Annotated in this window: 5 protein-coding genes; 4 read left to right on the top strand and 1 reads right to left on the bottom strand. The window is 29.7% G+C overall.

All coding sequences use genetic code 11. The annotated features are described in order from the left end of the window. Window positions 1-450 precede the first annotated feature (450 nt). The 3 genes from ACI3VO_RS04730 to ACI3VO_RS04720 all read left to right on the top strand — a co-directional run bounded on the left by ACI3VO_RS04730 (window position 451) and on the right by ACI3VO_RS04720 (window position 2,050). Complete coding sequence (locus tag ACI3VO_RS04730; protein ID WP_439756816.1) at window positions 451-888, top strand: Hsp20/alpha crystallin family protein; 438 nt, start codon at window positions 451-453, stop codon at window positions 886-888. Window positions 889-1,053: 165 nt separating this feature from the next. Beyond that, a complete protein-coding gene (locus tag ACI3VO_RS04725) occupies window positions 1,054-1,497 on the top strand; it encodes an Hsp20/alpha crystallin family protein (RefSeq protein ID WP_439756815.1) in 444 nt (147 codons plus the stop codon). A gap of 199 nt (window positions 1,498-1,696) precedes the next feature. Then, on the top strand, window positions 1,697-2,050 hold the full coding sequence (locus ACI3VO_RS04720; RefSeq protein WP_439756814.1) for a NusG domain II-containing protein: 354 nt from the start codon (window positions 1,697-1,699) through the stop codon (window positions 2,048-2,050). Window positions 2,051-2,110: 60 nt separating this feature from the next. Here the strand turns inward: ACI3VO_RS04720 and ACI3VO_RS04715 are convergent, their stop codons facing one another. Next, window positions 2,111-3,043 carry a D-aminoacyl-tRNA deacylase gene (locus tag ACI3VO_RS04715; RefSeq protein ID WP_439756813.1) on the bottom strand — a complete coding sequence of 311 codons (933 nt, stop codon included), beginning with the start codon at window positions 3,041-3,043 and terminating at the stop codon, window positions 2,111-2,113. A gap of 417 nt (window positions 3,044-3,460) precedes the next feature. Between ACI3VO_RS04715 and htpG the strand changes: the two genes are divergently transcribed. After that, on the top strand, window positions 3,461-5,422 hold the full coding sequence (gene htpG, locus ACI3VO_RS04710; protein WP_439756812.1) for a molecular chaperone HtpG: 1,962 nt from the start codon (window positions 3,461-3,463) through the stop codon (window positions 5,420-5,422). Window positions 5,423-5,533 lie beyond the last annotated feature (111 nt).

Raw genomic sequence — 5,533 nt, 5'->3', positions numbered from 1 at the left:
TAAGTTTGACTGTGATGAGGATTGTATAAAAACTGGAATTAAGGCTATGGTAAATGTGGTTATCGATTATTTTAAGTAAGAATATCAAAAAGTTGGAGGAAATTAGCCCTCCAGCTTTTTAAATTTGACGATTATATTAGTAAAAAAATCGCTGTAAGTGTTGAAAATACAGTCTTTAAAAAAATATAAAAATTTTTTAGAAAAAATTAGCACTCAACTGTTGACAGTGCTAATAAAAAGTTGTATTATATAGTCATAAGGATGAAGGATAACAAATAAGACATAAAAAACAATATGCAAACAAATAAAAGCTTGGATTTTAAAACAAGCTAAAGATTTTAAAAATATAATAGAGGTTCAACTAAAGCATACAGAGTATGCTTAAATTTAGCAGTTGACTTAGCACTCGATAACATAGAGTGCTAATAAAAAAAGAAAGGATGATGTGTTATGTTATTTCCAGAAAGAAGATTTGGTTTAGTTAATAATAGTAATTTATTTGATTATCTTTTCAGTGATCCAGTTTTTAATGTAAATACAACAAATACAACAAACAGAATGGCTACAGATATTAAAGAAAATGAAAATGGATATGAACTTGCTATGGAGGTTCCAGGATTTAATAAAGAAGATTTAAAAATAGAATTAAAGGATGGATACCTAACAATTAGTGCTGAACACAATACTACAAATGATCAAAAAGACAACGATGGACGCATAATTAGACAAGAACGCTACTATGGAAGCTGTAAGAGAAGTTTTTATGTAGGTGATCAAATAGAAAAACAAGATATAAAAGCTAAATACGACAAAGGTATATTAAATGTATTTGTACCTAAAAAAGATCTTAAGAAAATAGAAAATAAACAAACTATAGAAATACAATAATTATTGTAGATTAGAAGTTAAAAATTAAAATGCTAGTAAGGGAGGCTCAATAATAAGCCTTCCAATAAATAAATTAATAATAAATATAATTAATAAGGTTTCAACCAGAGCAAAGGGTATGCTCAAATAAAATGGTTGAGTTAGCACTCCAGACATAGAGTACTAATGTATAGAAAGGATAGATGCTTTATGTTATTCCCAGAAAGATTTAATTTTAATAAGAGTTTATTTGATGACTTTTTTACAGACCCAATGTTTAATGTAAATACAGCAAACGTAATGTCTACAGACATCAAGGAAAAGGACAATGGATATGAACTTGATATGGAAGTTCCAGGATTCAACAAAGAAGACTTAAAATTAGAGTTAAAAGATGGATATCTAACAATTAGTGCTGAACACAAAACTTCAAATGACCAAAAAGACAACGATGGACATATAATAAGACAAGAACGTTATTACGGTAGCTCTAAGAGAAGCTTCTATGTAGGTGATCAAATAACACAAGAAGATATCAAGGCAAAATACGATAAAGGTATATTAAATGTATTTGTACCTAAGAAAGAAGTTAAGAAAATCGAAGGTGGGCAAGTTATAGAAATACAATAATAAATAATAGATACATATATTTCCTTTTTAATTTAATTACGATTAGGTAGGCTTAGTGCCTACCTAGTTTGTTTTTTGTTTAAATTTCAAAGATTTCAACTAGATTAATTGTATTTACTTGACTATAAAAATAATAAAATTTAAAATAGAAATTGAGAATAGTTATTGATAAACATAATTTTATGGTTGGAGAATAGATATGAAAAAAAAGGATATAATATTAATAATTGTAGTATTACTTGTGGCAAGTATTGCCTTTGGTGCGAAGTCTTTGCTTAGTAAGCAGGGAGGAGAAGCTACTATAACAGTAGACGGCAAGGTTTACGGGATATATTCTCTAGACGAGGATCAGACTATCAATGTAGACGATCATAATACAGTTGTAATAAAAGACGGTGTTGTACATATGGAGGATGCGGATTGTCCAGACAAGCTTTGTATAAAACAGGGTGAGATAAGCTACGATGGAGAAAAAATAGTCTGCCTTCCAAATAAAACTATAGTTCAAGTAAGTAGCGACAAAGAAAGTGATTACGATGTCAAAGTAAAATAATTAAAAAATAAACCCTATACATAGCACACGAATAAATGCTGTATAGGGTATTTTTATTATCTACCATTCTAAGTCTTCGGGTTTTCTAAGCTTTTGATGTTTATATATTGGAACATCATATGTACTTCCTAATTTTCTAACTAAGTCCTTATAGCAGCCCTTTAGCTTGTCGTGGAAGAATATAGCTTCGATTCCTCCATCTATAGAATCTACACATTTGCAAGCACGTTCAAAACCGCTATCTTCTTGATAATCTCCGCTTACTAGCCATTGATTTGCGATTATATGTGAAACTCCAAATGTTTCATCGCCCCAAGTTCTAAATACTGCTTCAGCAAAGTTTGGTTCGAAGTGAACTCCACCTACGCATAATATATTGTGAACTTTAAGTCCGTCATCATCGAATACGTGTACAAGTGTACGAGCTAAAGCTCTACAAGCCTTTTCGTCATTCCAGCTATCTAAGCTGCTTCCAACCTCTATATCTACCATAGGAACTGGATATTCTATTAATAAATTAGGATTTCCCTCTCCATCATGTACTCCAGAGCAATGAGTAGCTTCAGTTGCAACATGGTATTGTTCTAGTCCTAATTCAATTCTGTTTTTTTCGTAAGCTAATAATAGATTTCTCATAAATCTAGGATGAGCTTTAGTGAATACGCCAGAATTTACATCTCCTAGAGAATGTACAGTTAGAACATTTTCGGGAGCATGTGTACCTTCATGCCAAGTTACCATAGCAGACATATCAAAATCAGCAAAATTAGCGTTCATATCAGGTAAGAAACGATCGTAATCTAAACATAAGGCAATATCTGTTGGAACGAAGTAGTATTCATTTTTTTCATCAGAGTATTTCATTACCTCTTGTCCAGCAAACATTATGCCTGTGTGTTCTTGGAAAAAACCTTCTTCATCTAAGATATTCCAGACTTTAGATGCTACATGACCCCAGTTAGTATTATTACATATATAGTATACTGCCTTCATATTAATTACCCTCCAAAATTTTAATCGATTAAATTCATTATATTAATAATAGTAAGTTTTATCAATTAAAGTTATAAATTTTATAAAATTTTTAGCACTCAAGACTTGACAGTGCTAATAAAAGTGCTATAATAAAATATATAAGAAATAGAATAAAAATACTGATTGAATATATCGGTATATTTTTTTACCTGAGAGTTAGCACTCAAAAGGTAAGAGTGATAATAAAAATCTTATTTCTTATAAGTTGTGAAGTTCGATGAGTAAAATTAATTAGAATAGTTTTATGAAATAAATAGAAAAGAAATAGAACTTTTAGCAATTACCCTTATAAGCAAGGGAGGCATCCCTTGTTATTTTTTTGAAAGATAAATAACACTAATATATAAATAATTTTAAATTTAGGAGGTTAGGGAAATGGCATTAAAACAAGGAAGTATCTCAATAGATACTGAAAATATTTTTCCAATAATTAAGAAATGGTTATATTCAGACAAGGATATATTTATAAGAGAATTAATAAGTAATGGCTGTGATGCTGTTAGCAAACACAAAAGATTAGTATCTCTAGGAGAAGTTAATGACGATGGTCAACCTTATAAAATAACTGTTTCAGTTAGCAAGAAAAACAAAACTCTATCATTTAGCGATAATGGTATAGGTATGACTGCAGATGAAATAGATAAATACATAAATCAAGTTGCTTTCTCAGGGGCAGAAGATTTCTTCAATAAATACAAAGATAAAATGGAAGAATCAAATGATATAATAGGACATTTTGGTTTAGGCTTCTATTCAGCATTTATGGTAGCTAGTAATGTTGAAATAGATACACTTTCATATACAGAAGGTGCAACTCCTGTAAGATGGCAATCAGAAGATGGTATGCAATTTGAAATAACTGAAGATGGAACTAGAACTGAAAGAGGTACAACAATAACTCTTACTATAGCAGACGATAGTGATGAATTTTTAGATGAATATCATGTAAGACGTATCATTAAAAAATACTGCTCATTCTTACCAGTAGAAATATATGTAGAAAATCCTGACAGAGAAGAAGAAGAGGCTAAGAGAAAAGAAGAAGAAGCAGCTAAAAAAGCAGAAGAAAGAGCAAAAGCTGAAGCAGAAGGTGAAACTGTAGAAGAAGAACCAGAAGAAGAAAAAGAACCAGTAAAACCAACTCCATTAAATGATACAAATCCACTATGGTTAAAATCACCTAAGGATTGTACTGATGAAGAATATATAGACTTCTACAGAAAGGTATTCAATGTTTACGAAGAACCACTATTCTGGATTCACTTAAATATTGATTATCCATTTAATCTAAAAGGAATTTTATATTTCCCTAAACTAAAAAATGAATTTGAATTAGTTGAAGGTGAAGTTAAATTATACAACAATCAAGTATTCGTTGCAGACAATATAAAAGAAGTTATACCAGAATTCTTACTATTATTAAAAGGTGTTATAGATTGTCCAGACTTACCACTTAATGTATCAAGAAGCTTCTTACAAAACGACAGAGAAGTAGGCAAGATTTCTAAAAATATAGTTAAGAAGGTTGCAGATAAATTAAAATCATTATATAAAAATGAAAGAGAAAAATACGAAGGCTTCTGGCATGATATACAATTATTCATTAAATTTGGTTGCTTAAAGGATCAAAACTTCTATGACAGAGTAAAGGATTATATTATATATAAAGACCTTAATGACAAGTACATAACATTAAATGAATATCTAGAAGAAGCAAAGGATAAACATGAAAATAAAGTATTCTACGTTGTAGACAAAGAAAAACAAGCTCAATATATTAAATTATTTGAAGAATATGGCTTAAATGCACTTGTATTAGACTGTGCAATAGACGATAACTTTATATCACTACTTGAATATGCACAACCAGGAGTAAGATTCAAGAGAATAGACTCAGATTTATCTGATGTATTAAAGGATGAAGACGCTGAAAAAGATGAAAAGGCAGATGAAGAAATAACTAAATTCTTCGAAGAAATCATAGGAGATAGAATTCAAAAATATACAGTTGAAAGCTTGAAGAAAGAAGATACTCCAGCAGTTATATTGATTTCAGAAGAATCTAGAAGAATGATGGAAATGCAAAAGAGATTTAATGATCTTAACTATGGATTTGATCTACATGAAGAAAAAACATTAGTTATAAATGACAATAACCCTCTAATACAAAAAGTATTATCTATCAAGGATGACGAAAGTAAGAAGGAAGATGTAGAAGTAATCTGTAATCAAATAGTAGACCTAGCATTACTTGCTAATAAAGAATTAAGTGCAGATGAGTTAGACCTATTTATTAAGAGAACTAATGAATTAATGACTAGAGTAATATCACTATAAATTAGCTTTCCTCTAAAGCTTTTACATAATATAATATAAACAAAAAACGGGACTATGTGAAACTATCATAGCCCCGTTTTAATTTTTCTTATTTTAAAGCTCTTTTTATAA

The organism is Intestinibacter sp. (genome assembly GCF_051866655.1).
GTDB lineage: Bacteria > Bacillota > Clostridia > Peptostreptococcales > Peptostreptococcaceae > Intestinibacter.
The sequence above is the reverse complement of the archived record's forward strand: the minus strand, read 5'-3'. Positions and strand labels throughout refer to the sequence as shown.